The 24410-nt window shown below is 42.4% G+C and carries 26 protein-coding genes; 21 read left to right on the forward strand and 5 right to left on the reverse strand.

From position 1 onward, the window contains the following. From ftsY to glpG, 6 genes are all read left to right on the forward strand, one after another. Positions 1-1043 (forward strand): signal recognition particle-docking protein FtsY (gene ftsY, locus SKA34_RS20825; protein WP_006647649.1); only part of this gene is annotated, 1043 nt, incomplete at its 5' end. Positions 1044-1046: 3 nt separating this feature from the next. Beyond that, positions 1047-1715 (forward strand): cell division ATP-binding protein FtsE, encoded by a 669-nt coding sequence (ftsE, locus tag SKA34_RS20830; RefSeq protein ID WP_006647648.1) that lies wholly within the window; start codon positions 1047-1049, stop codon positions 1713-1715. Next, positions 1705-2637 carry a permease-like cell division protein FtsX gene (gene ftsX / locus SKA34_RS20835; RefSeq protein ID WP_006647647.1) on the forward strand — a complete coding sequence of 311 codons (933 nt, stop codon included), beginning with the start codon at positions 1705-1707 and terminating at the stop codon, positions 2635-2637. The genes ftsE and ftsX overlap by 11 nt, the downstream gene beginning before the upstream one ends. A gap of 185 nt (positions 2638-2822) precedes the next feature. Further along, positions 2823-3683, forward strand: coding sequence for an RNA polymerase sigma factor RpoH (gene rpoH, locus SKA34_RS20840; protein WP_006647646.1), 861 nt, complete (start codon positions 2823-2825; stop codon positions 3681-3683). A 551-nt stretch (positions 3684-4234) separates the two neighbouring features. Then, the gene (gene glpE / locus SKA34_RS20845) at positions 4235-4561 is read left to right on the forward strand and encodes a thiosulfate sulfurtransferase GlpE (RefSeq protein ID WP_006647645.1); all 327 of its coding nucleotides are present in this window, start codon (positions 4235-4237) and stop codon (positions 4559-4561) included. A gap of 79 nt (positions 4562-4640) precedes the next feature. Then, complete coding sequence (glpG, locus tag SKA34_RS20850) at positions 4641-5483, forward strand: rhomboid family intramembrane serine protease GlpG (RefSeq protein WP_006647644.1); 843 nt, start codon at positions 4641-4643, stop codon at positions 5481-5483. Positions 5484-5545: 62 nt separating this feature from the next. Here the strand turns inward: glpG and SKA34_RS20855 are convergent, their stop codons facing one another. Further along, positions 5546-5965 carry a flagellar basal body-associated protein FliL gene (locus SKA34_RS20855; RefSeq protein WP_006647643.1) on the reverse strand — a complete coding sequence of 140 codons (420 nt, stop codon included), beginning with the start codon at positions 5963-5965 and terminating at the stop codon, positions 5546-5548. A gap of 168 nt (positions 5966-6133) precedes the next feature. On the opposite strand from SKA34_RS20855, the gene SKA34_RS20860 reads away from it, so the two are divergent. Beyond that, positions 6134-6676 (forward strand): chorismate lyase, encoded by a 543-nt coding sequence (locus SKA34_RS20860; protein WP_006647642.1) that lies wholly within the window; start codon positions 6134-6136, stop codon positions 6674-6676. After that, the gene (gene ubiA, locus SKA34_RS20865; RefSeq protein WP_006647641.1) at positions 6670-7530 is read left to right on the forward strand and encodes a 4-hydroxybenzoate octaprenyltransferase; all 861 of its coding nucleotides are present in this window, start codon (positions 6670-6672) and stop codon (positions 7528-7530) included. The genes SKA34_RS20860 and ubiA overlap by 7 nt, the downstream gene beginning before the upstream one ends. 86 nt (positions 7531-7616) lie before the next feature. Here the strand turns inward: ubiA and plsB are convergent, their stop codons facing one another. Further along, positions 7617-10058, reverse strand: coding sequence for a glycerol-3-phosphate 1-O-acyltransferase PlsB (gene plsB / locus SKA34_RS20870; RefSeq protein ID WP_006647640.1), 2442 nt, complete (start codon positions 10056-10058; stop codon positions 7617-7619). 351 nt (positions 10059-10409) lie between these two features. Here plsB and lexA point away from each other — a divergent pair, with 351 nt between their 5' ends. The 6 genes from lexA to SKA34_RS20900 all read left to right on the forward strand — a co-directional run bounded on the left by lexA (position 10410) and on the right by SKA34_RS20900 (position 16557). Then, complete coding sequence (lexA, locus tag SKA34_RS20875; protein WP_006647639.1) at positions 10410-11030, forward strand: transcriptional repressor LexA; 621 nt, start codon at positions 10410-10412, stop codon at positions 11028-11030. A gap of 140 nt (positions 11031-11170) precedes the next feature. Then, complete coding sequence (locus tag SKA34_RS20880) at positions 11171-11968, forward strand: class I SAM-dependent methyltransferase (RefSeq protein ID WP_006647638.1); 798 nt, start codon at positions 11171-11173, stop codon at positions 11966-11968. 356 nt (positions 11969-12324) lie between these two features. Further along, positions 12325-13467: a cytochrome c oxidase subunit II gene (gene coxB, locus SKA34_RS20885; protein WP_006647637.1), complete on the forward strand. Its 1143-nt coding sequence runs from the start codon at positions 12325-12327 to the stop codon at positions 13465-13467. A gap of 12 nt (positions 13468-13479) precedes the next feature. Next, positions 13480-15099, forward strand: coding sequence for a cytochrome c oxidase subunit I (gene ctaD / locus SKA34_RS20890; RefSeq protein ID WP_006647636.1), 1620 nt, complete (start codon positions 13480-13482; stop codon positions 15097-15099). An 8-nt stretch (positions 15100-15107) separates the two neighbouring features. Beyond that, positions 15108-15677, forward strand: coding sequence for a cytochrome c oxidase assembly protein (locus tag SKA34_RS20895; protein ID WP_006647635.1), 570 nt, complete (start codon positions 15108-15110; stop codon positions 15675-15677). Next, entirely contained in the window at positions 15661-16557 is an 897-nt protein-coding gene (locus SKA34_RS20900) for a cytochrome c oxidase subunit 3 (protein WP_006647634.1), read from the forward strand. The genes SKA34_RS20895 and SKA34_RS20900 overlap by 17 nt, the downstream gene beginning before the upstream one ends. 22 nt (positions 16558-16579) lie before the next feature. Here SKA34_RS20900 and SKA34_RS20905 read toward each other — a convergent pair whose 3' ends face one another. Further along, positions 16580-16786 carry a DUF2909 domain-containing protein gene (locus SKA34_RS20905; RefSeq protein ID WP_005371988.1) on the reverse strand — a complete coding sequence of 69 codons (207 nt, stop codon included), beginning with the start codon at positions 16784-16786 and terminating at the stop codon, positions 16580-16582. Between the two features lie 90 nt (positions 16787-16876). Here SKA34_RS20905 and SKA34_RS20910 point away from each other — a divergent pair, with 90 nt between their 5' ends. The 6 genes from SKA34_RS20910 (at position 16877) to SKA34_RS20935 (ending at position 22071) form a co-directional block, all read left to right on the forward strand. After that, entirely contained in the window at positions 16877-17560 is a 684-nt protein-coding gene (locus SKA34_RS20910; protein ID WP_006647633.1) for an SURF1 family protein, read from the forward strand. Then, a complete protein-coding gene (locus SKA34_RS20915) occupies positions 17557-18093 on the forward strand; it encodes a hypothetical protein (protein ID WP_006647632.1) in 537 nt (178 codons plus the stop codon). The genes SKA34_RS20910 and SKA34_RS20915 overlap by 4 nt, the downstream gene beginning before the upstream one ends. 44 nt (positions 18094-18137) lie before the next feature. Further along, complete coding sequence (locus SKA34_RS20920) at positions 18138-19211, forward strand: heme A synthase (protein ID WP_006647631.1); 1074 nt, start codon at positions 18138-18140, stop codon at positions 19209-19211. Then, entirely contained in the window at positions 19204-20121 is a 918-nt protein-coding gene (gene cyoE / locus SKA34_RS20925; RefSeq protein WP_006647630.1) for a heme o synthase, read from the forward strand. Before SKA34_RS20920 ends, cyoE begins: the two co-directional genes overlap by 8 nt. 115 nt (positions 20122-20236) lie before the next feature. Continuing rightward, on the forward strand, positions 20237-21574 hold the full coding sequence (dinF, locus tag SKA34_RS20930) for an MATE family efflux transporter DinF (RefSeq protein ID WP_006647629.1): 1338 nt from the start codon (positions 20237-20239) through the stop codon (positions 21572-21574). A gap of 113 nt (positions 21575-21687) precedes the next feature. Next, positions 21688-22071, forward strand: a complete 384-nt coding sequence (locus SKA34_RS20935; RefSeq protein ID WP_006647628.1) for a 3D domain-containing protein — start codon at positions 21688-21690, stop codon at positions 22069-22071. 71 nt (positions 22072-22142) lie between these two features. On the opposite strand, the gene nfuA is transcribed toward SKA34_RS20935, so the two are convergent. Both nfuA and SKA34_RS20945 read right to left on the reverse strand, forming a co-directional pair. After that, the gene (gene nfuA / locus SKA34_RS20940) at positions 22143-22721 is read right to left on the reverse strand and encodes a Fe-S biogenesis protein NfuA (protein WP_039861053.1); all 579 of its coding nucleotides are present in this window, start codon (positions 22719-22721) and stop codon (positions 22143-22145) included. Positions 22722-22863: 142 nt separating this feature from the next. Then, positions 22864-23571, reverse strand: a complete 708-nt coding sequence (locus SKA34_RS20945; RefSeq protein WP_006647626.1) for a ComF family protein — start codon at positions 23569-23571, stop codon at positions 22864-22866. Between the two features lie 35 nt (positions 23572-23606). On the opposite strand from SKA34_RS20945, the gene bioH reads away from it, so the two are divergent. Continuing rightward, on the forward strand, positions 23607-24389 hold the full coding sequence (gene bioH / locus SKA34_RS20950) for a pimeloyl-ACP methyl ester esterase BioH (protein WP_006647625.1): 783 nt from the start codon (positions 23607-23609) through the stop codon (positions 24387-24389). The last annotated feature ends 21 nt before the right edge of the window (positions 24390-24410 follow it).

Raw genomic sequence — 24410 nt, forward strand, 5'->3', positions numbered from 1 at the left:
ATGCAATAGATAACGCTGAGGTTGTAGAATCTAACGCTTCAACAAGCGTTGATTCAGGTGAAACTGAATCCGCGACGGAAGAAGAGAGAGCAAAACCCGTAGAGCAAGAAAAACCGAAATCGGAAGGCTTCTTTGCCCGTTTAATGCGTGGCTTAAAGAAAACTAAAACCAATTTTGGTGCGGGTTTCTTTGGTTTATTCCGTGGAAAGAAAATTGATGATGAACTGTTTGAAGAGCTGGAAGAGCAGCTACTCATTGCAGATGTCGGCATGGATACCACGCTGAAAATTATCGAAAATCTGACTGATAAAGCATCAAAAAAGGAACTTAAAGACGGTGAAGCCCTCTATGGTTTACTAAAAGATGAACTCGCTGGCATGTTAGCCAAAGTCGAACAACCTTTGGTTATCGATACCAGCAAAAAGCCTTATGTCATCTTAATGGTAGGCGTAAATGGGGTGGGTAAAACGACTACTATCGGTAAGTTAGCTAAGCAATTCCAAGCGGAAGGTAAATCTGTGATGTTAGCTGCGGGTGATACATTCCGTGCAGCTGCCGTTGAACAGTTACAAGTTTGGGGCGAACGAAACAATGTTCCTGTTGTTGCCCAGCACACGGGCGCTGATAGTGCATCGGTGATCTTTGATGCCATTGAATCGGCAAAAGCAAAGAATATTGATGTGGTTATTGCCGATACTGCTGGCCGTTTGCAAAACAAAGGCAACTTAATGGAAGAGCTGCGTAAGATTGTACGTGTAATGAAAAAGGTGGACGTTGATGCCCCTCATGAAATTATGCTAACTGTCGATGCGGGCACCGGTCAAAATGCGATTAGCCAAGCTAAATTGTTCAGTGATGTTGCTCCTGTATCAGGAATTACGATCACTAAATTAGATGGTACAGCGAAAGGCGGTGTGATCTTTGCGGTGGCAGATCAGTTTAATATTCCGATTCGATACATTGGTATCGGTGAAGGCATTGACGATCTCCGTCCATTTGCTGCAGAAGAATTTATTGAAGCATTATTTAGTGATGAGGAATAAAGTGTGATTCGATTTCAGCAGGTAAGTAAAGCTTATCGTGGCGGTAGGCAAGCTCTACAGAAAGTAGATTTTCATCTACGTCCAGCAGACATGGCTTTTTTAACTGGTCACTCTGGTGCCGGTAAAAGTACCCTGCTGAAATTAATTTGTGCTTTAGAACGACCAAGTGATGGTCAGATCTGGTTTAATGGTCATGACATCACGCGATTACCGAATAAGCAGATCCCTTTTCTGCGTCGAAATATCGGCATTATTTTTCAAGATCATAAATTGTTAATGGATCGCAGTGTTTACGACAATGTCGCGTTACCACTGCGAGTTGAACAAGTCTCGGAAAATGAGATTAAGCGTCGTGTTTGTGCGGCACTTGATAAAGTTGGATTATTGGATAAAGCAAAATGTTTGCCGATCCAATTATCTGGCGGTGAGCAACAGCGTGTGGGTATTGCCCGCGCTGTTGTTAACAAACCTATGTTACTGCTAGCTGATGAGCCAACCGGTAACCTAGATGCAGATTTATCACAACAAGTACTACGCTTGTTTGAAGAATTTAATCGTGTTGGAGTCAGCGTTTTAATGGCAACTCACGATACATCATTATTAGCGAGTCGAAACTATCGTCGCTTTGATTTACAAAAAGGAAATCTAAGGGAGCTTACTCATGGCGCGTAAATCTACGGGCTTTTTTGCGATCCATCGTCAGCAAGGAAGTGCCGCATTAAAGGATATGTTTCGTCGCCCACTAGGTAACTTTTTAACCTTAGCAGTACTCGCATTTGCGTTAACGCTACCGTGTACTTTCTACTTAATGGCTAAAAATATCACGGTAGTGGCAGATTCTTGGCAAAACCCTAGCCAAATTACGCTGTATTTGAATAGCGATGTCAGTGATAGTGACGGTCAAGCTTTTGCTGATACAGTCAAAACCTGGCCTGAAGCAGAAAGTATTCAATATATTTCTGCAGCCAAAGGGCTAGAAGAATTCCGTCAACACGGTGGCTTTGAGAAAGCATTGAGTTTGTTTGATAACCAAGATAATCCATTGCCAGCGGTCGTTATTGTTAAGCCTGTACCTGATTGGCAAGGCGATGTGCAAGCACGTGCGCTAGCCGATAAATTAGGTAAAGAGCCACAAGTCAATGAAGTGCGTTTAGATAGTGATTGGCTACAACGTTTAGCCGCCATTCAAGATCTTGCTGTAACGTTAGCGGCATTGATGTCAGGTCTAATGCTCTTTGCCGTGTTCTTAATTGTTGGCAATACATTACGATTACAAGTGTTGAGCCACAAAGATGAAATTCAAGTGATGAAAATGGTGGGGGCAACCGACAGTTATATTTTGCGCCCTTATCTCTATGTTGGCGCTTGGTATGGTTTGATTGCGGCCGTGATTGCTTGGATCTTAGCTGCAATTGTGACCCTGCTGCTTGATGAAGCTGTGGCTAAACTTGCTAACCTCTATGGAAGCAATTTTAGAATGATAGGATTGAGCTGGGATGAAAGCTTAATTATGGTTATGCTGGCCACCTTCTTAGGCTTGTTGGCAGCGCGGCTTTCTGCTGGTCGACATCTAAAAGAGATCGAGCCTGTGTAACGTATTGTTTCTCAGTTCTGACATCATTTTTATTTATTATTGATGCCTGTAATTCATATTCATTTGCGCTTGAGCTTGCAATTGAACTATGTTTACAGGCATTATTGCAGGTTCACGTAACGTAAGCTGTCGTTTATTTATCGTTACGATAGAACAAAAATAGCACAAACACGCGAGGTCTTTGAATGTCACAAGAGATGTCTGCAATGGCTCTGGTATCAACGGAAAGTTTAGATAGTTATATCCAAACTGTTAATCGTTATCCAATGCTCACGCCTGAGCGTGAGAAAGAGTTAGCTGAACGTCTGCATTACGATGATGATATTAATTCTGCGAAAGCATTAGTAATGTCGCATCTGCGCTTCGTTGTTCATATTGCTCGTGGTTATTCTGGTTATGGCCTGCCAATTGCCGATCTTATTCAAGAAGGCAATATTGGTTTAATGAAAGCCGTGAAACGATTTAACCCCGAAGTAGGGGTGCGGCTAGTGTCGTTTGCCGTGCATTGGATTAAAGCAGAAATCCATGAATATGTATTGCGTAATTGGCGAATAGTGAAAGTCGCAACGACCAAAGCACAGCGTAAATTATTCTTTAACCTACGTAAGTCGAAAAAGCGCTTGGGTTGGTTTAATAATGATGAAGTCAATATGGTCGCAGAGCAGCTTGGTGTTGAACCTTCCGATGTTCGTGAAATGGAATCGCGTCTCGCAGCGCAAGATCCTACGTTTGAAATGCAAAATGACGATGACGAGCGTGATACCACACCGGTTGCTCCAGCTTACTACTTAGAAGATAAAAGCTCTGATGTCGCATTAACGTATGAAGAAAACAACTGGGAAAATCATGCTAATAATAGATTATCCCAAGCGTTGGCGAGCCTTGATGAACGTAGTCAGCATATCGTACGTTCACGTTGGTTAGATGATGAAAAATCAACCTTGCAAGATTTAGCTAATAACTATGGTGTTTCTGCTGAGCGTATTCGTCAGTTAGAAAAAAATGCGATGAAAAAGTTAAAAGATGCAGTGGGCGATTTTTATTGATCCTTTGTATTATGAAGATGAGAAGCCGACCTAAGTGTCGGCTTTTTTGTGCCTGAGGATCCGTAATGAAGTTGATAAACAGACTGATCTAACTCAATTGCCGTAGTTGACTATCATCTTGAATACAATGAGATAAACATCACAATTGTGGGTATAGCTGTGCATGAAATGGTATGTTATCCACAGCTTATGATCGGATCCTAACTATATGTAGTGGATCCTTTGTTGTCTAAACACATTATCAACGCAATTCACAGCTTTTTCCACAGGTGGTTACTTTTTGTTCATATTGTGGTTATGATCATCGACAAGTCTTTGTCTTCATTTGAAACTTCATTAGCTAATAAGATGCCTGTGTGTGGATAAACCCTGATTTTGTCATGGAATATATTCTATAAAAGCTGAGGTATACTGTGCTTAATAATGAGATATCGCAGTAAAAGTCAGGATCATGTGAAAAGGATCTTGTATAGGATTAGCGGATCATATTATTTAGCATTTAGTAGATCACGATGCGATGATAACAATAACAAGTCAGGTAAAGGAAAGTCATGGAACAGTTTCAACATATCTCAGTCGAACAGGCTTATCAGCTATTACAACAAACGGATAGTCAGGCCGTTTTAGTCGATATTCGCGATCCTCAGTCATTTGCCTTAGCGCATCCAGAGCAAGCGTTTCATTTAACCAATGACACCATGGTTAGCTGGATGGGTGAGGTGGATTTCGAGCAGCCAGTGATTGTGATGTGCTATCACGGTATTAGCAGTCAAGGCGCTGCGCAGTATTTGATCAATCAAGGTTATGAAAATGTGTATAGCTTAGATGGTGGCTTTGAAGGTTGGCGTCGTGCGGCATTACCTGTGATTGAAGCATAAAGGCTTTACAGTGGTATCGAGCGCGCGATAATGATAGATCTTAAGTAAGATTCTATTTTCGAACAGAAAGGTCATCATTATGTATCGCTTAGCGGGATTTTATAACCCACGACAGGCACAAGCTTTTATCGATTATATGGCCTATCGAGGTATCGAAATATCGATGGCGCCAGAGCCTGAAGGTAAATTTGCATTATGGTTGGCAGATGAGCAATACCTCGTTGAAGCAGAAACCGAGCTTAATGCATTTTTACTCGACCCCAATAATAAAAAATATCAAGCGGCATCTTGGCAAGTCGCTGAAAGCCGAACCGCAAAGTTTAACTACAGTAATCCAAGTTTGATCAACATGGTTAAAGCTCAAGCCGGGCCTTTTACCTTATTGGTCATGGTCGCATCATTGGTGATTTATGGTTTATGGTTACTCGGTTTTGAACAGGTCTTATTTGAGTGGCTACATTTCCCGTTTATGAATGGCGATCAATGGGAATTATGGCGTTACTTCTCTCACTCATTACTGCATTTTTCTCCTATTCATGTGATTTTTAACTGCCTATGGTGGTGGTTACTGGGCGGGCAAATTGAACGCCATAGTGGTCCTGCTAAATTAGTGCAGATTTTTTTACTGTCCTCATTAGTCTCTGGTTTTGGTCAGTTCTGGCTTGATGGGCCTAATTTCGGCGGTTTATCTGGTGTGGTGTATGCGCTATTAGGCTACATCTGGTGGATGGGATGGCTGGCACCACAGCGAGGTTTAGTAATTGCCCGCTCTTACGTTGTGTTTATGTTGGTATGGCTAGTGATCGGATTTGTTGAGCCGATGGGAATGTCGATTGCTAATATGGCGCACTTGTTTGGCTTAATTTCAGGCTGTGTGATTGCGTTATTTGACGCTAAAGTGAATCCACCAAAGCGTGCTTAATAACGGAAAGACAATATCGTTAAAGGGAAGTTTGCTTTAACGATATTTCACTGCTTTTTCTTTTATTGATAAAGAAACTTAGTAAAGAGCAGCTCAGCGACAGGCTGTTGGCGTGTTTCTGTTAGCAGGAGTCGATTGACTTCATCTTGGCAAGCTCGGCGGATCTCTTCACGGCCAGCAAGCGATTTGATTTTTGCTTCTGGTTGTTTACTCACAATATCAATAATGGCATCACGAATAAGCGGGGTATGATGCTCAATATTGGTTAGGTTGGTTTGATTGTTTATCATCAAATCTACTTGGAGATGAATATAACCCAGCCGTTTACCTTGGGTAACATAGTTGGTTGTGATGTCAGGCTCTAACGTGTAGTAAGTGATTTGAGGGGGAGCTGCCACATCTTGATTAGATGCTAATGCCACTGGGCTTTGAAGCATGCTGACAAGCGTTAGCGCTGCCGCAAAAATAGATAATTTTATCATTATACTTATGTTGTCCACTTAGTTTGTGAGAAACAGGTGTAATCTTTGCACGGTAACGATATTCGTACTGGTTACAGCTTGCTACAATAGCAGATGATTATGGTAATAAATTAACCGAATACAACCAAGTGTTATCGATCACGAGTTTGTTGATTAAGTAGTGAGAAAATGTCGGAATTCAAGCAGTTATATAGTCCGTTACTCGAAGGAGCTGTATGGTATCCAGCCTCTGAATGGGCATTAGAAGGACGTTCCGTTAGTTCTTGGTTACTCGAGCCTGATTCTTTATCGCGCCGTTTAGCTGCGCATTGTCGTGTTTTTTCAGTCACAGTATTAGCGCAAAACGTAATAAAAAATAGTGAGCTGTCACTATCAGAGCGTGCGTTGTTAGGACGCAGTGATTGCCTTGAACGTATCGTTATGCTCAATGGTGATCAACAGCCTTGGGTCTATGCTCGAACACTAATGCCGACCACTATATTATGTGGGGACGAAAGTGATTTAGCCGAATTAGGCGCTAACCCTTTAGGGTATCGTATTTTTAATGGCAACAATTCCCGTCGTGATGCTCTGGAAGTTGCAAAAATCGGCATGCCGGAACAATCGATTTGGGCTCGGCGCTCAAGATTATGGATTAATGAAAAACCTATGCTGGTGGCAGAGTTGTTTTTACCTCGCTCACCGGTGTATGCAAGGAATAACAAATGTTAGAAATGACTAAGGCGAGAGCGTTTTGGCAATTAGCGCGTTTTGATCGTCCAATTGGCAGCTTATTATTATTATGGCCAACCTTGTGGGCACTTTTTCTTGCCGCAGATGGCATGCCAAATATAAATGTATTAATTGTTTTTGTCTTAGGTGTCATTTTCATGCGTGCAGCAGGGTGTGTGATTAATGACTTTGCTGACCGTAATTTTGATGGTCATGTTAAACGTACTAAAGATCGCCCTATGCCATCGGGTAAAGTGTCTGAGCGCGAAGCGTTAGGCTTATTTTTCTTGTTAGTACTGGTGTCTTTTTTACTGGTTTTAACCATGAATAGCTTAACCATCATGTTATCTGTGGTGGGATTACTATTAGCGGCATGTTATCCATTCATGAAGCGCTATACCCATCTACCTCAGTTGGTTTTAGGTGTGGCATTTGGTTGGTCTATTCCAATGGCATATGCAGCACAAGCAGGTGACTTATCACTGAGTGCATGGCTATTATTTACCGCCAATATTTTGTGGACGATTGCGTATGACACCCAATATGCGATGGTGGATCGGGATGATGATTTAAAGGTTGGGATTAAGTCGACAGCCATCTTATTTGGACGTTTTGACAAGCTAATTATTGGCTTACTTCAGCTTGCAACGCTGAGCTTATTGATTGCTGTCGGTATGGTGCTGCAATTAGGTCAAGTGTATTACTGGTCATTGTTGCTAGCGTCAGGCTTATTTGTTTATCAACAGATGTTGCTTAAAGAGCGCCTACGTGAAAGCTGTTTCCGTGCGTTTTTAAATAACAACTACTTCGGTATGATCGTCTGTTTAGGCATAGTGCTAAGTGTTTGCTTTTAGTGAGTAATGATTGAATTTTGCCTTAGTTGATTGGATTGAATATATAAAAAAAGCGCCGGTTAGGCGCTTTTTTTATTTACGTAATATTATTCTTGTTTGTCTTTATTATCATCTAAATGCATCACCGCTTGAATGGTGAGATTTACTTCTGGTGAGACTAATGATGTCAGTAGATTCGCTAAGTTTTCTACTGGGCGTGCTACCGCGTGACACTCGTCATTGAGATAACCTTCGCTACGTAATGTTTTCACCAAAATACTAAAGACACCCTTATCGAAAAACTCTGGTGCATTGATCCCGTGTAAACGACTTAGACGTTGAGCAAGAACTTGGCTGTGATGCTCTAAATCATTTTTCGCCATTTCAGGCTCTGCACGCAGCAAGGTTAGCGCAATCGCATAACGTTGTAGTGTTTCTGATATCGTGCGAGCCAGTAACTGAAGGGGGCCAATACGGGCATTATTAATAGAAATATTAATCCCATCATTAAGCAATAGACGTTGGCGTACAAGCTCATCAATGATCTTATCAATTTCAGTGTTTAGCTGCGCGTTATCAAAACGTAAGAACAATTCCGCTTTTAAGAATGGATACAGTAATTCAACTTGTTCATGAATTTCATCATTGGTTAAGCTTTGCTGCTGTACCACAATATGCGCAATCAATGACGGTAATGCGAATAAGTGAATGATGTTATTACGGTAGTAAGTCATTAAGATCGATTGTTGACGATCAAGCGAAACAATATCGCCTAATGTGTCATGCTCAACCACGAATTTATCCATCGCAACTGCATGCTCAATCATTTGCTCGGCATTTTCTTTTGGCGTTGTACACTGGCTTGAATATGGCGTATTACGTAAGAGTTCAAGGTAGCATTCAATCTGCTGCTCTAGTACTTCGCGGCTTAACGCGCGTTGTCGTGATGCCAGTAATGCAAGAGCGCATAACGTCATTGGATTGGTTGCTGCAGCGTCGTTAATATGCGTCATCATCTTAACGGCTAAATCGTTCACTACAGACGTTAACCAGCTTGGTTTCTGCGGCTCAATTGGGTTAATGTCTTTGTGCCACTCAGGTACATTGTCATTTAAGTATTGGTTAAGTGGAATAGGTTCACCAAAGTTGACATAACCTTCGCCTAAATTACGCAACTTACGCAATGTTCGAATAACTTGGCCGACATTCTCTTTCTCTTTGCGCTTACCTTGCAACTCTTTTGCGTAAGTGCCCACTTCCATTACATGCTCATAGCCGATGTACACTGGCACTAATGTAACGGGGCGATTTAAACCACGCAGCATGGCTTGAATAGTCATTGAAAGCATCCCGGTTTTCGCCGGTAATAATCGACCGGTACGCGAACGACCACCTTCACTAAAGTATTCAACTGAATATCCTTTAGTAAATAACTCAGATAAGTATTCACGGAATACTGTTGAGTACAGGCGATCACCACGGAAACTACGACGGATAAAGAACGCACCACCACGACGGAAAATAGGACCAGCAGGGAAGAAGTTTAAGTTAATGCCAGCGGCAATGTGTGGTGGTACTAAGCCTTCGTTGTAAAGCACGTAAGAAAGCAGTAAGTAGTCCATGTGACTTCGGTGACAGGGCACATACACAATTTCATGACCATCTTGTGCTAAACGACGCACACGTTGGGCATTTTTGATATTTAAACCTTGGTAAAGTTTGGTCCATAGCCAGCGTAGGAAACGCTCACCGTTTTTGATCAGTGGATAAGAGAAATCTGCCGCAATTTCTTCCATCATACCGATGGCTTCTTTACGTACTTTTTCAACCGGCACTTGGCGGCTGATCGCTTCTTCTTGTACTACTTTATCAATGGCTTTAGAGGCAAGTAGACGTTTAAACAGTAGTTGACGATCAGGCAGGCGTGGGCCTGATGTCGCAATTTGCTGTCGCGAAAAATGGATTTTTGCCACGCGTGCTAGTTTTTGTGCAATAGCATCATCGGTACCATGATGATCGGCCATATAACGAAGCGAGACTGGCGTACTTAAACGCACTAAACAGTCACGACCATGAGTTAAAATAGCCCAGAATTTTGCGGGTCCATTTAATGGACGTAAGGTTGCTTTACGATTAGATTCTTTACCCGGTGCTCGTCCCCATAAAATAGAAGCTGGCACTAACTGAACGTTTAACTCAGGATCTTGTTTGTGTTGCTCAAGTAACTCGGTAAAGAGTTCAATCGAATCTTGAGGTAAAGCATTATTAGTGCCAAATACACTCGGGCCTTCAGCAACAAAGACAAAACGTGGAAAGCTATGACCATTAACTTCTAATTTAGTTAATGGATCGGGAAGTCCCAATGCTTTAGCGCTGCTACGCAGTGTTAATAAGTCAGTATTAGAGCAATACGGTAAAATATAGGCGATTGGTCGCTCTAAATCTAACTCTAAATCAGCAACAGGATCAGATGGAATGGTTGCTGGTTTAACTAATAAAGAAAGCGGCAACTTTAATAATTGTTGATAAAATTTTTGCCAACGTGACATATTTATAACGAGCCTCAGAATCTTAATGCGCCGCAAGGATAGCAGAAAATGATTGATTTCATGCAGCTAAAATACAGTTGATAGCATTTAAATTATCATTTTTTATGGTCTTTTATTGTTTCTTTTTGAACGATTAGCGGTTTAAAAAACAATCTGGCATGACCAGTGAGTTAAATCTAATTGATTCTACTGAAATTATTATATCTGCGAGGCGGCTGTTATTTTTCTAGTACGTAAACTCTGATAGGTTTGAATAACTGATCAAATTGGTGTTTTCGTAAACAATTGCCTTTTAATGTGGCTGAACACTGGATATACTCACAGTGAACTGTATAAAAAGACAGGTGACTCATGAAGCCGTTGACATTACGCCAACAAGAAGTCTTTGATTTAATCAAAGCAAAAATAGACGAAACAGGTATGCCACCGACACGTGCTGAAATTGCACGTGAACTAGGCTTTCGCTCTGCGAATGCGGCAGAAGAACATTTAAAAGCATTAGCACGTAAAGAAGTGTTGGAAATTATTCCAGGCGCATCGCGTGGTATTCGCTTACTTGTCAATCAAGAAGAGCCTGAAGAGCAGGGACTACCACTGATTGGCCGTGTCGCTGCTGGCGAACCGATTTTAGCGCAAGAACATGTTGAAGCGCATTATGAAGTCGATCCTATGTTATTTAAACCTCGTGCCGACTTTTTACTTCGTGTAAATGGGATGAGTATGAAAAACATCGGAATTATGGATGGCGACTTGTTAGCTGTACATAAAACCCAAGATGTTCATAACGGTCAAGTTGTGGTTGCACGTGTTGATGACGATGTAACAGTTAAGCGTCTTGATAAGCAAGGAGCCAAAGTGTTACTCCATGCAGAAAACGAAGAGTTTTCACCCATTGAAGTTGATCTTGAGCATCAAAGTTTAACCATTGAAGGTATTGCTGTTGGTGTGATCCGAAACGCTAATTGGATGTGATGGTTATTGAACGACGGATTGAGTGAAGCCAAAAAAGTGCAGTTAAAGCTGCACTTTTTTATTGTCTTAAGAAAATGACTGGTAAACTTTGCAAATCTAACTGATAATTATTATCATCCTTTATTCATAAGGAGATAATAATGACGAAAATAAAGCGCTACACCATTCCTTCTGATTTACTTCAACCTCTTTGGTATCGCAGCCGAGAAAGCTTAGCCGATGACGGTCTTATTTATGATCCAGTGGCTGCTGTAGCATGTCGTCAATGTTATCTCGAACCTGACTGTGTAGGGCAACAAGTTCCTCAACGCCAACTTTTACATGCCACTTTAACTTTGCAGTGCGATAAACAAGTTAAAGACTTCTTAACTCGATATCCTTATGGGCAGGTTGTTAATGTTGATGCTGGGCTTGATACTCGCTTTTACCGCTTAGATAACGGACGTTGTCGTTGGTTTGAGTTAGATACCGATGAAAATTTACTTTGGCGAGAGAAACTATTTCATCGCAGTGATCGTTATATGCTGAAAACGGGTTCAGTCACCGATCTCAGTTGGTTAAAGCGTTTACCGAAAAGTGTTCAAACACCGATACTTTTAATTTGCGATCAAGCACTATTAGCCTGTAATTCAGCGCAATTAGCGACATTTATCCAACGTATGGGGTGTAGTTTTAGCCAAATGGAAATGTGTATCGTGGTTGCGGGCGATCTGTGCCATTTCCCAATTGCAAAAAAGATGGGGTGCGGTGAATACCATCATGGTTATCGCGATCCTGCGCAACAAATGATTAATTGGTTGCCATGGGCTGAGTTGATTGATTGTTTTAGCCCGTTTGATAATCCCTGTCCGAGATGGCGAACATGGCAACGTTGGATTGCTAAAATGCCCAGTATGAAATATCGATTAACGCCTGTTGTTGTTCATTTGAAATTATAGCAAGGTAGTAATATTACTATCGTTGATATAAAGAAGGCTCCTCGTGATTGTTCTAACTCATTGATATTGTGATACATGATAGCGAGTAGTTTATTTGTATCTATATATCAAAGTGTTATCTACTTTTTTGTTAGTTATTTTATATGCATGATTCTTTGCGTATTCTGCGATTCCTGCCTACGTTAAATATATCGAGACATTTTTATGTGTTGGTATGTGCTATTCAATAAATGCTTTAAATAATAAAAAATAAATGATGCCGCTTTGATAGCTCAGTTGCACCATTATTAATAGAAGCATTCTGCCACATAAAACTCGTGCAATTGCAAATTTGGATGACAGGGGAGGTCAGAGCGATGGTTCGTTCATTGATCGCAGGAATCGCGAGTGTACTTTTCTCAATGCCGCTGATGGCTGACACCATGCAGCTTAATATGACACCGGGTGTAACGGCGGTGAGTCAGAATGTGTATGGCCTTCATATGACCATTCTCTACATTTGTATCGCGATTGGTGTGGTGGTATTCGGGGTAATGTTTTGGGCTATCTTTCACCATCGCAAGTCAAAAGGCGCAAAGCCTGCTTCATTCCATGAAAGTACTAAAGTAGAAATTATCTGGACGCTGATCCCCTTTATTATCTTAATTGCCATGGCTATACCTGCCACAAAAACATTGATAGCAATGGAAGATACCTCCAAATCTGATGTGACTATCCTTGTGACAGGCTCGCAATGGAAGTGGCATTACAGCTATTTCAACCAAGATGTCGAATATTACTCCCACCTTGCTACAAGTGCTGAACAAATCAGCAATCAACGACAAAAGCGTGACAACTATTTATTAGAAGTTGATTACCCCTTAGTTCTTCCTGTTGGGAAAAAAGTACGTTTTTTGGTCACCTCACAAGATGTGATCCACTCATGGTGGGTACCGGCTTTTGCGGTGAAAAAAGATGCTAACCCTGGCTTTATTAATGAGGCGTGGACAAAAATTGATAAGCCTGGCATTTACCGTGGACAGTGTGCTGAATTATGCGGTAAAGATCATGGTTTTATGCCGATTGTGGTTATAGCCAAGCCGCAAGCAGAATACGATGATTGGTTACAGCAAACTAAGATCACTCAACGTAAAGCGCGTGAAGAAGAGCAGCGTTTGTTAGACATGCAAATGTCATTAGATGAGCTTATGACGCTGGGTGAAAAAACCTATACCGCTCGTTGTGCAATGTGTCATCAAGCTAACGGTCAAGGTATTTCTGGGGCATTTCCTGCACTGGCTGGCGAAGGGGTTTCAATTGATCCTAAAAGTAAGTTAGAGCACATAAGCGTTGTTGTTCACGGCAAGACAGGTACAGCAATGCAAGCGTTTGGTCCACAGCTGAGTTTGAAAGAATTAGCCGCTGTTATTACCTATGAGCGTAATGCGTGGGGAAATAATACTGGAGAATCGGTGCAGGCGGCGGAAGTACAAGCAATTAAAAATGGCCAGCAATTATAAAGGAGAGTAAGCATGACGGATACAATGCGCCAACAAGCTGAAATTGATACTGCTGGCTGTACTGACACAGAACACGACCATCATGCGCACCCAGCGAGAGGGCTAAAACGTTGGTTGTTTACTACCAATCATAAAGATATCGGCACCCTATATTTGCTGTTTAGTTTAACCATGTTTTTTGTTGGCGGTGCAATGGCGATGGTTATTCGGGCTGAATTATTTCAACCGGGTTTACAGTTAGTTGAGCCCAACTTTTTTAATCAGATGACCACCGTTCATGGCTTAATTATGGTGTTTGGCGCCGTGATGCCCGCTTTCACCGGACTGGCTAACTGGATGATCCCAATGATGATTGGGGCGCCAGATATGGCTTTACCAAGGATGAATAACTGGAGTTTCTGGATTCTTCCTTTTGCATTTAGCTTGTTGTTAGCTTCTCTTTTTATGGAAGGAGGCGGGCCTAATTTTGGTTGGACATTCTATGCGCCACTTTCAACAACATATAGCCCACCGAGTACGGGATTGTTTGTATTTGCCATTCACATCATGGGAATAAGCTCGATCATGGGAGCGATTAATGTTGTCGTGACCATCGTGAACATGCGCGCGCCAGGGATGACGTATATGAAAATGCCCCTCTTTGTTTGGACATGGTTGATCACCGCATTTTTACTTATCGCGGTCATGCCTGTTTTAGCAGGCGCTGTGACCATGGTATTAACCGATAAATATTTTGGTACGAGCTTTTTTGATGCGGCGGGTGGTGGCGATCCTGTGATGTTCCAGCATATTTTCTGGTTCTTTGGTCACCCTGAAGTTTATATTATGATTTTACCGAGTTTTGGTATTATTTCTGCCATTATCCCTGCTTTTTCGCGCAAGAAACTCTTTGGTTATAGCTCTATGGTATACGCCACGGCATCCATTGCTGGGTTAAGCTTTGTGGTCTGGGCACACCATATGTTCACTACGGGAATGCCTGTCGCGGCAGAACTGTTTTTCATGTATTGCACCATGTTGATTTCAGTACCTACGGGGGTGAAAGTCTTTAACTGGGTTGCAACGATGTGGCGAGGCTCATTAACTTTTGAAGTGCCAATGTTGTTTGCTATTGCGTTTATTGTGCTGTTTACCATTGGCGGCTTTTCTGGATTGATGCTCGCTATTACGCCTGCTGATTTTCAATATCATGATACCTATTTTGTCGTTGCCCATTTCCATTATGTGTTAGTCACTGGCGCAATCTTTTCGATCATGGCTGCAGCCTATTATTGGTTACCAAAGTGGACGGGGCACATGTTTGATGAGCGTTTGGCGCAATGGCATTTTTGGTGCTCGCTAATCTCGGTCAACATCTTATTTTTCCCCATGCACTTTTTAGGATTGGCGGGTATGCCACGTCGTATTCCTGACTATGCTCTGCAATTTGCAGATATAAATGCAGTGGTCAGTATTGGTGGTTTCCTATTTGGGTTCTCTCAATTGATATTTATTGCGGTCTTAGTGAAATGTATTCGAGGGGGAGAGAAAGCAGCAGCCAAACCATGGGAAGGTGCCGAAGGATTGGAGTGGACAGTCGCATCACCTGCGCCATATCACACCTTTTCAACACCGCCGAAAATTGATCCTTAGGAGGCGTGATGGATGAGCCGAAAAAACAGCGATCATTGTGGGGGTTAATTGCAGCAGCGGTTGGGATGTTTGGTTTTGCTTTTGCGTTGGTCCCCCTTTATGACGTGTTCTGTGACATTACAGGGATTAACGGAAAAACCGCATCAACGCCAACAGAAACCAGTGAGCGTATTGATACTAGCCGAGAAGTGACGGTTGAATTTGTCGCCTATATTAATCCTGGCGTGAGGTGGCAATTTACGCCGCGGGTAAAGCAAATCAAGGTGCACCCTGGTGAAACGAAAATCATCAAATACGATGCGAAAAACTTAAATAAAGTCGCCACTATCGGACAAGCTGTGCCTTCGGTAACACCGGGCGTGGCGGCGAAGTACTTCAATAAAATCGAATGTTTTTGTTTTAACCATCAGCCTTTAGGGGGTGGTGAAAACGCAGAATTGCCGTTGGTGTTTTATATCGACCCTGACTTGCCGAAAGAGATAGAAACGCTGACTTTAGCTTACACCCTATTCAACGTTGCCACAGATAATCCAACGGTTGAGCAACACAGTGAGGTGGATAATGTCAAAGCTCTATAGTGAAACCGATAACTTACCGCCAACAACGAAATATTATGTCCCCGATGAAAGTGCATGGCCTATTGTGGGGGCAATCGCCTTATTTCTTATAGCCCTAGGTGCTGGCGCGACTGTCGGAGATCTGTTTGGCGGTCAAGGTCCTTGGATCTTACTGGTAGGTGTTGGGCTCATTTTGTTGATGCTAGTGGGTTGGTTCCGTGATGTGATCCGAGAATCTATGGCAGGGCTTTATAGTGTGCAGATGGATCGCTCTTTTCGTCAAGGAATGAGCTGGTTTATTTTCTCGGAAGTGATGTTCTTTGCCGCTTTTTTTGGCGCGCTATTTTATGCCCGAATGATTGCGGTGCCATGGCTCGGTGGTGCAAGCAATAATGCCATGACTAATGCCGTGTTGTGGCCAGATTTTGTAGCGATGTGGCCATTAGAAAAAACGCCAGATGGCACAGAAACACAAGCAATGGGACCAATAGGCTTGCCGCTTTATAACACTATTTTATTGCTGACATCATCGGTTACATTACATTTTGCTCACACTGCATTAGAGCAAAATAATCGCCCTCGATTGAAGTTATTACTATTACTGACGGTATTGCTAGGCGCGGTGTTTGTGTACTTACAAGGGGTCGAATATGTCCATGCCTATGAGGATATGAATCTACGATTAGATGCAGGGATTTATGGTAATACCTTTTTTATGTTAACTGGGTTTCATGGCGTTCATGTCACGCTTGGAGCGATTATCTTATTTATTGTGTGGTGTCGAATTTTAAAAGGGCACTTTACGCCTGAGCATCATTTTGCATTTCAAGCAGGCGCTTGGTACTGGCATTTTGTTGATGTGGTGTGGTTAGGTTTGTTTTTGTTTGTTTATATTCTCTAGTGTTTATTTTGAACATACAAGGTTAATACGGACGAGGGTTGGGGGTGATAACCCCTGTTAATAAAGCAATCACAATCAGGCCAAAAACAACGACAGATAAGCCAATACGCCAGCCTAAGTAATACGACATTGGGCGTGACGATTGACCTTTTAACATGATTGGGAGTGCTTTAAAAAGATTGACGATGATCACCAGTAATAAGCCGAGAAGCAGTATTTTTATCAACATTAAAAGCCTCTGATTGAGTTGGGGTGAGAACACATTAAGCGCTTATTTAAGGATAGCTGTTTTCAACCAATAGGGATGGAGGAAACATCAATGCGAAAAGTAGCTTTTGTTATTTTTACCTTCATCGTGGTGTGCATGTTAGGGCGATTAGGCTTTTGGCAATTAAGCCGAGCAGCTGAAAAACTTAAATTACAGCAGCAAATAGAAGAAACGATTCAGACCGAGCCTATCTCTGATATTACTCAATTACCCAGTACGCCTGTTTGGCATAATGTGGCGCTTACTGGTGTGTTTGATAATCAGCATCCGATCTTACTTGATAACCAACTAAATAATGGTCAAGCAGGCTACCATTTTTATCTCCCTTTCCTTAGCCAAGGTCAATGGATATTGGTCAATCTTGGCTGGATTACCGCGCCTCCTTATCGTGAGCTATATCCCGTCTTACCGCAATTTAGTGGCGAAAAAGTTATTACTGGTCTGATTGCACCGACCACCTCATTATTACAACTTAAACCTGAATCATCTGCCGTAAGTTGGCCTTTACGGGTACAAAATATTGAACCGGCATGGCTATCACAACAATTAAATCGCGCTCTACCGCAATGGGTGGTTCAAATTGCAGTCACTAATCCTCTCGCGCTAAAACAAAATTGGACCCCTGTCGTGATGAAAGCGGATAAGCATTATGGCTACGCCACGCAGTGGTTTGTTTTAGCCTTTGCGGTATTAGGGATGGCTGGGTGGTGGCTATTAAGAGGGAGTAGTGAATGAAAAAATATCAGGTTTTAATGTTATTAGGCGTGATGTTTTTACTGCCTATTGTCCTAGCGAAATTGATGTTAACACAGCAGTGGTATAGCGGCGGTGTCACCAATAAAGGTCAATTATTAACACCACCGTTGACGGTAAATTGGCTTGCGACAGGAAAGTGGCAACTCATTTACTGGCTACCTCAACAATGTGATAGCCGTTGTGAAGGTGCATTATTTCACTTAAAGCAAATGCCTCTTGCTGTTGGGGCTTATCAAGATCGGGTGAATGGTGTTGTGCTTCTCGCACCTGAAGAACCAACAGCAGTCGTTCCCGTTGATGCTGAAAATCTGCAACGCTATCGCAGTAACATTGCAGAATATGAGCAATTTGCGCCCTCTGAATATGGACTCAATGCAGTATATCTAGTCGATCCTCATGGCAATGTGATGATGGCCTATCCGTTAGAGGCTGAGCCTCAGGCTATTTTAGCGCAAGGCAAAGACATCTTACGTGATTTAAAAAGGCTGTTAAAAGTATCAAAGATTGGCTAAATACATCGAAAGTTGGCTAAAAATCATAAATAGTGGGGTTGATTATGCATAAAACGCAAAAAGATAAACCGTTCTACTTTTTAGTCACTGGTGCCTTTTTTCTCTCTTTGATTGTTGTTGGGCTAGGTGCCTATACACGTTTAACGGATGCGGGGTTAGGATGTCCCGATTGGCCTGGCTGTTATGGGTTCATGTCAGTACCGCAAACGGAATCACAATTACAAATAGCACAAGTGATTTACCCTGATTCGCCCGTTGAACCGGTAAAAGCATGGAATGAAATGGTACATCGCTACATTGCAGGCTCGCTAGGTCTTTTGGTGTTAATGATTGCTGTAATGGCATGGAGCCGAAGTGGACGCCCTAAATTGTTACCCAGTTTGTTATTGGGGGTGGTTTCTTTTCAAGCGTTACTCGGAATGTGGACGGTCACCATGCACCTTATGCCTGTTGTGGTGATGGCGCATTTGTTAGGCGGTTTTACTATCGTATCGTTATTGTGGCTACTAAGTTTGCGGATCCAACCTAAACCACTTTTCTATCAAGATGGTTTTAAATCCCATTTATCATTATCACATCGATATTTAACTGTACTCAAAAGCACAGCAATTGCAGCTTTAATCGTTGTGATAAGTCAAATTGCATTAGGTGGCTGGACAGCGGCTAATTATGCTTCAGTTGTATGCACACAATTACCGATATGCGAAGGGGATTGGCAGGAAATGTTTGATCCTCGCGCGTTTGAATTGATTCAACCTCAACACAGTAGCTATGAATATGGTGTTTTAGATCACGCCCAAAGGGTGTCTATTCATGTTACTCATCGTATTGGTGCAATTATCACAACGGTTTTGGTTTTGGTGTTGGCTGGTTTGTTGTGGTGTAAACCGCCCTTACGTCGTTATAGCATCGTGATGGTGGCGGTGTTAGCGGTACAAATAATATTAGGCATTACCAATGTTCTTGCTAACTTGCCGTTACTGATTGCCGTTGCACACAATGTGGTTGGCTTAATCTTACTACTTACCGTTGTTACCACCTGCTATCATTTGATGTGCGATTGCCGTTCCCCATTAGCAGTAAAGTATTTTGCATCGGAGGGCGCGACTCATGGATAAATCACAACTGATTCATTCCAATCGAGTTCGTACGCCACAGATAGCGGTTTGGCGTGATTACCTTACGATGACGAAACCAAAAGTCGTCGCCATGTTATTACTGACCGCATTAGTGGGTATGTGTTTGGCCGTACAAGGTATTCCACCAGCAGATGCCGTGATATTAGGTTTAACTGGGATTGGTTTCCAATCAGCTGCGGCTGCGGCTTTTAATCATGTATTAGATCGACGCTTTGATGCCAAAATGGCGCGAACGTACCATAGACCGCTTGCGAAAGGGCGAATAGAAACGTGGAAAGCCGTTGTTTTTGCAATGACGTTAATGTTGGTTGGGTTTGGATTATTGATGATACTTAACGCCTTAACGGCCTGGCTAACGATGGCAAGTTTAGTCGGTTATGCGTTGATTTATACCGTATGGCTAAAACATGCGACACCACAAAATATTGTGATTGGTGGACTTGCAGGAGCGGCGCCACCGTTATTGGGGTGGACGGCAGTAACCGGTCAGATTGATCCGCATGCGTTGTTATTAGTCATGCTGGTATTTGCATGGACTCCACCACATTTTTGGGCATTAGCGATCCATCGCCGTGATGATTATGCCAAAGCTGGGATCCCAATGCTGCCTGTTACACATGGGATTGAATATACTAAGACCATGGTATTGCTTTATACCGTGATTCTGTTTGCCGTCGGGTTATTACCTTGGCTAACCAATATGAGTGGCTGGGTCTATTTAATCGGGAGTAGCGCATTGAATGTGGGCTTTTTAGGCTATGCGCTGAAGTTGAAGTTTTTTGATAATGAAGGTCATGCATGGGCGACATTTAAATATTCTATCTGGCATTTATTGGCTTTATTTGTAGTACTTCTTGCCGATCATTGGCTATTACCTTGGTATGGTTAGTCTCTCGTTTGATCAACAGATCTTATACGCTTTAATTAATAAGACTTTTGTCTCCATAATCAACTGGTTAAACTGCTCTGCTATATAACAAAAATTATCGCGGCAGAGGTAGTACATGCTAGCAGCATTAAAAGACAAATCATTACATTATCAGGTGTTTGCATTAGCCCTGCCAATGGTACTTTCAAACATTACAGTACCGTTACTTGGGCTGGTGGATGCTGCTGTGATCGGACACCTTGACCAGTCGTGGTATCTCGGTGGTGTCGCGGTTGGCGGTACCATGGTCAACGTTACATTTTGGTTGTTGGGTTTCTTACGTATGGCAACCACAGGTATTACGGCACAAGCTTTTGGCCGAGAAGATAAACATGGGCAAGCGGCTATTTTTGTTCAAGGTATCGCGTTGGCATGGTTACTCGCGTTTATTCTTATTGCCTTACATCAACCAGTAAGCAGCGCAATTTTTCATTTCAGTGATGCTAGCAATGAAGTGAAAGTTTACGCAGAGCAATACTTTTCAATCCGTATTTGGGGGGCGCCTGCCGCTTTAGCAAACTTTGTGATCATGGGCTGGTTACTTGGGGCTCAAAATGCCAAGTTGCCAATGTGGCTTTTGATTGTCACTAATCTCGTCAATATTCTTTTGGATGTTCTGTTTGTTTTAGGCTTTGGCTGGAAAGTTCAAGGTGCTGCTTCTGCGTCGGTATTAGCTGATTATAGCGGTATGTTATTAGGCTTATGGTTTGTTTCTCGTCAATGGTTAGCGCTAGGTCTGCCGCCGTTAAAAGAGAAAATTATGGCTGCGCGACATGGTATGGGGCGACTACTTAAATTAAACCGAGATATCTTTTTACGGAGCTTGTGTTTGCAAGCGACGTTTACGTTTATGACTTTTCAAGGGGCAACATTAGGCGATAACGTAGTTGCGGCAAACGCCGTGCTAATGAGCTTTTTAATGTTGGTGTCTTATGCCATGGACGGTTTTGCCTATGCGATGGAAGCATTAGTCGGAAAAGCCGTTGGTGCGAACAATCGCGATCAGTTAGGGCGTTATTTAGTTAACACTACATTTTGGAGTTTTTTAATATCTATCGCTCTTACATTGGCATTTTCTTTAGGTGGTGAGCGTATTGTAAGTTTGATCTCTGATCTTCCAGCGGTTCAAGCTGAGGCTGATATTTATTTGCCTTGGCTTGCCGCAGTACCATTAGTGGCTATGTGGTGTTTTTTACTGGATGGTGTCTTTGTTGGTGCAACGCAAGGGCGAGTAATGCGTAATAGTATGTTTGTTGCAACCTGTGGCTTTTTTGCCATTTGGTGGTTAATGGATAGCTATGGTAACCATGCATTATGGGCGGCAATGTTAGGTTTTATGGCACTGCGCGGTGTGACATTAGCGGTTATTTTTGGTTATCAGTGGAAAAAAGATCTTTTCTTACCTCAGAATTAAAACAGTAAGTTAGACGTAAAATACACATTTTGTATTAATTTTGAGCAAAAAAAGCTATTAAACGTGATGTTATTTTGGTTAAAATGCGAGCACTTTTAAGCCAGGTGTTGGATATGAAAAAGAATATTCTTGCTTATTTCTTACTGACTATTGCATTACTGTTTAGCGTAAATAGCTTTGCTGTTAAGCCTAAAACAATGCATGTGACAGCGACAGCGTATAATTCTGTTAGGGCGCAGACAAACTCAAGTCCTAGCATTGCTGCATGGGGAGATAGGTTAAAACCAGGGATGAAAGCAATTGCCGTTTCGCGGGATTTGTTGGAAAAAGGATTAGAACGAGGTGTAAAGGTGAAAATATCAGGTTTGCCCGGTGAATATGTTGTGTTAGATAAAATGCACTACCGTTGGCGTAATAAGATTGATATTTACATGGGGCAAGACATTCGTGCCGCGAAGCGCTGGGGACGAAAGAAAGTCACTCTCACCGTATTATAACGAGCATCTTTATTTCAAAACGAAAAAGCCGCATGTTATATGCGGCTTTTTGATTTTCGGTTCACACTAAACTAGTAGTATGAATGCTCACCACGTGCGTGATCGGTAATATCACGAACGCCAGTCAGCTCACCTTCAAATTGTGCGAGTAGTTCTTTTTCGATGCCTTCTTTTAGCGTGACATCAACCATTGAACAACCATTACAGCCACCACCGAATTGTAAGATAGCAACGCCATCTTCAGTGATTTCTGATAAAGAAACGTGACCACCATGACCCGCAAGCTGTGGGTTAACTTGGGTTTGGATAACGTAATCAACACGCTCCATTAATGTTGCATCATCAGACACTTTACGCACTTTTGCATTCGGTGCTTTAAGCGTAAGTTGTGAGCCCATTTTGTCAGTAACAAAATCAATTTCAGCATCTTCTAAAAATGGCAGGCTTAGCTCATCAAGAAAAGCAGAAAATAGCTCTAGTTTGATTTCGGTGTCGCTTGCTTCAACCGCTTCAGGTGGGCAGTAGGATACACCACACTCTGCACTTTGAGTGCCTGGGTTAACAACAAAAACACGGATATTAGTACCCTCAGGCTGCTGGGCAAGAAGCTTGCCGAAGTGCTGCTGAGCGCTTTCAGTAATAGTGATCATTGACACGACGTAATACCTGACCTATTTAGTGAGTTTTCTCTATTCTACTCTTAGAGAGACGTTCTATCATCCCTAATCTTAGCATTTTTAATTTCACCACGTTTTACATCATAATGCGCGACTCTTTTGTTATAAGTGATGACTATACGGATTTTTCTGTATGACAAATTGTAATTATATCAACGCGCTTCACACCATGCAGGTGGAGTTTTTTGGTTAATAATGCCACGGTTGTTCCTGTTGTAACGATATCATCAACCAAAGCCACATGCTGCGGAAGAGCACAGTCTTTAATAGTAAAAGCATTGGCTAAATTAGTTTTACGTTGTTTTTTTGTGAGGGATTTTTGTGCTTGAGTATGTCGAGTTCTCACCAATACATTGTGATCAACTTGGGTATTAAGTTCACGAGCTAAGGCTAGCGCTAAGTAATGACTTTGGTTAAATCCACGTTGCCAATAACGCCAGCGATGCAAGGGTACTGGAAGTAATAAAGGGGCGGGGTCGGTAATTTGTTTTGCTAATTGCTTAGCTAATGGCTTTGCAAGCCAAAACTTTTTCCCAAATTTAAATTGGCTAACTAATTGCGGAAGAGGCGGTTGGTATTCACCTAAACGATAGAGCCGCTGCCAAGGTGGAGGAGTGGTCAGACACTGACCACAATATTGTTCAGCGTTTAAAGTACTGGTACCACAACGTTGACAGTAAGGCGGGGATGGAAATTGAGAAAGACAATAATGGCACCAATAATCATCATTGGGTTCGAGTGGCAACTGACATAAGCTACAGTGGCGAAATAATAGTTTACGGCAGGTGTGAGATAGCCAAGCCGTTGTGTTTTTTGGCATCATAAACAAAACCTCAAAAAACCGAATAAGGAAGTGTAATGGCGGTAATGCTTGATTGGCACAATAAAGGTCAAGGCTCGGATCTGGTTCTCATTCATGGCTGGGGAATGAATGGTGCGGTATGGCAAGATGTGATCCCAGTCCTCGCAGAGCATTTTACCGTGCATTGGTGTGATTTACCGGGTTATGGTTATAGCGGTGATGTGACTGCGGAATCATTGGTCGAGATCACGCAAGCGGTATTAGCGCGAGCCCCTCAGAAAGCAGCGTGGTTAGGGTGGTCTCTGGGGGGGCTAGTGGCAACGCAAGCGGCATTGCTTGCGCCTGAACGTGTAACACAATTAATGACTGTAGCCAGTTCGCCAAGTTTTATGGCGCGAGAGGGATGGCGAGGGATCAAACCTGATGTACTCAAGAATTTCCAATCACAGCTAGCCTCTGATTTTAGCCTAACGGTCGAGCGATTCTTAGCGTTACAAGCGATGGGCAGCCCAACGGCACGACAGGATATTAAGAATTTAAAGCAAGCTGTACTTGAGCGACCTACGCCACAACCTTCAGCTTTGACACTGGGTTTAACGTTACTTGAAACCGTCGATCAACGGACAGAACTGTCATTACTCACTCAACCTTGGCTGCGAATGTATGGTCGCTTAGATGGCTTGGTGCCAGTTAAAACAGAAACTGCGATTGCGAAGCTCTGCCCACAGTCATTGAGTTATGTTTTTCAGTCGGCATCCCATGCTCCGTTTATTTCACATCCTGATGAATTTATCGATGTTGTACGGCAGTTTATTTCTGAAGATGCTGTTGTATCTTGAAGATTACGTTATGATTAAATA

Origin of the sequence: Photobacterium sp. SKA34 (assembly GCF_000153325.1) — a bacterium.
GTDB lineage: Bacteria > Pseudomonadota > Gammaproteobacteria > Enterobacterales > Vibrionaceae > Photobacterium.

Coding starts and splice junctions, on each gene's coding strand:
- ftsX (WP_006647647.1), top strand. CDS start 1,705: ATGGCGCGTAAATCTACGGGCTTTTTTGCGATCCATCGTCAGCAAGGA.
- rpoH (WP_006647646.1), top strand. CDS start 2,823: ATGTCACAAGAGATGTCTGCAATGGCTCTGGTATCAACGGAAAGTTTA.
- glpE (WP_006647645.1), top strand. CDS start 4,235: ATGGAACAGTTTCAACATATCTCAGTCGAACAGGCTTATCAGCTATTA.
- glpG (WP_006647644.1), top strand. CDS start 4,641: ATGTATCGCTTAGCGGGATTTTATAACCCACGACAGGCACAAGCTTTT.
- SKA34_RS20855 (WP_006647643.1), bottom strand. CDS start 5,965: ATGATAAAATTATCTATTTTTGCGGCAGCGCTAACGCTTGTCAGCATG.
- SKA34_RS20860 (WP_006647642.1), top strand. CDS start 6,134: ATGTCGGAATTCAAGCAGTTATATAGTCCGTTACTCGAAGGAGCTGTA.
- ubiA (WP_006647641.1), top strand. CDS start 6,670: ATGTTAGAAATGACTAAGGCGAGAGCGTTTTGGCAATTAGCGCGTTTT.
- plsB (WP_006647640.1), bottom strand. CDS start 10,058: ATGTCACGTTGGCAAAAATTTTATCAACAATTATTAAAGTTGCCGCTT.
- lexA (WP_006647639.1), top strand. CDS start 10,410: ATGAAGCCGTTGACATTACGCCAACAAGAAGTCTTTGATTTAATCAAA.
- SKA34_RS20880 (WP_006647638.1), top strand. CDS start 11,171: ATGACGAAAATAAAGCGCTACACCATTCCTTCTGATTTACTTCAACCT.
- coxB (WP_006647637.1), top strand. CDS start 12,325: ATGGTTCGTTCATTGATCGCAGGAATCGCGAGTGTACTTTTCTCAATG.
- ctaD (WP_006647636.1), top strand. CDS start 13,480: ATGACGGATACAATGCGCCAACAAGCTGAAATTGATACTGCTGGCTGT.
- SKA34_RS20895 (WP_006647635.1), top strand. CDS start 15,108: ATGGATGAGCCGAAAAAACAGCGATCATTGTGGGGGTTAATTGCAGCA.
- SKA34_RS20900 (WP_006647634.1), top strand. CDS start 15,661: ATGTCAAAGCTCTATAGTGAAACCGATAACTTACCGCCAACAACGAAA.
- SKA34_RS20905 (WP_005371988.1), bottom strand. CDS start 16,786: ATGTTGATAAAAATACTGCTTCTCGGCTTATTACTGGTGATCATCGTC.
- SKA34_RS20910 (WP_006647633.1), top strand. CDS start 16,877: ATGCGAAAAGTAGCTTTTGTTATTTTTACCTTCATCGTGGTGTGCATG.
- SKA34_RS20915 (WP_006647632.1), top strand. CDS start 17,557: ATGAAAAAATATCAGGTTTTAATGTTATTAGGCGTGATGTTTTTACTG.
- SKA34_RS20920 (WP_006647631.1), top strand. CDS start 18,138: ATGCATAAAACGCAAAAAGATAAACCGTTCTACTTTTTAGTCACTGGT.
- cyoE (WP_006647630.1), top strand. CDS start 19,204: ATGGATAAATCACAACTGATTCATTCCAATCGAGTTCGTACGCCACAG.
- dinF (WP_006647629.1), top strand. CDS start 20,237: ATGCTAGCAGCATTAAAAGACAAATCATTACATTATCAGGTGTTTGCA.
- SKA34_RS20935 (WP_006647628.1), top strand. CDS start 21,688: ATGAAAAAGAATATTCTTGCTTATTTCTTACTGACTATTGCATTACTG.
- nfuA (WP_039861053.1), bottom strand. CDS start 22,721: ATGATCACTATTACTGAAAGCGCTCAGCAGCACTTCGGCAAGCTTCTT.
- SKA34_RS20945 (WP_006647626.1), bottom strand. CDS start 23,571: ATGATGCCAAAAAACACAACGGCTTGGCTATCTCACACCTGCCGTAAA.
- bioH (WP_006647625.1), top strand. CDS start 23,607: ATGGCGGTAATGCTTGATTGGCACAATAAAGGTCAAGGCTCGGATCTG.